This is a genomic window from Poseidonibacter sp., assembly GCF_041821165.1.
Lineage (GTDB): Bacteria > Campylobacterota > Campylobacteria > Campylobacterales > Arcobacteraceae > Poseidonibacter.
Genome location: NZ_JBGUES010000284.1, coordinates 1 through 641, shown reverse-complemented (window position 1 = coordinate 641; position 641 = coordinate 1). Strand labels below are relative to the sequence as shown.

Genomic DNA, 641 nt, shown 5'->3' with positions numbered 1-641 from the left:
CTTTGTGCATATCTTTTAGTGGATATCAAAAACTTTTTGCTAACATCTGTGGATATGTTTCAATTAACATACTTAAAAAATATTCTTCCCCACAGTTAGTTCTTTCAGCTCCTAAACAAGATATTATTGATATTTTAATTTGTTCAAAAAAAGGTATTAAGTGGGCTGAAGAAAAATATTTAAAACTAATTGAATGTGCTAAAAATGCTCAGATTATCAGTTTGCCATCTTCAATGTTATCAGTATCTATCACCACTTCAATAGCTCTTTATGAGGCTATTGACATTCAAGCAGCTAAACTTCTAAAAGAAATAGAATGTTTCGTTAAAAGTGATAATATGTCTTTATTTTTATCTAAAAATATATCTTTATTAATGTCCATACCAGGCATCGGATATATTACCGCAATTACAATGCTTGTTGAAATTGGCAGTATAGATAAATTCCTTACTCCAAAACAACTTGTAGCTTTTTTTGGAATTGACCCAGCTGTTAATGAATCTGGAAACTTTAAAGGTGATAAAATTAAAATGTCTAAACGTGGTACTCGGTTTGGCAGAAGAGCTCTTTATTCCGCCGCATTAGCCTCCATTAGAACTAAACGTAATGGACTAGCTACAAATCAAGTTCTACTTAAATAC

General features: G+C 30.9%; 1 protein-coding gene. It reads left to right on the top strand.

Features of this window, described 5'->3' with window-relative positions:
- A partial coding sequence (locus ACERKK_RS13180; protein WP_373773532.1) for a transposase occupies positions 1-641 on the top strand: 641 nt, incomplete at both ends.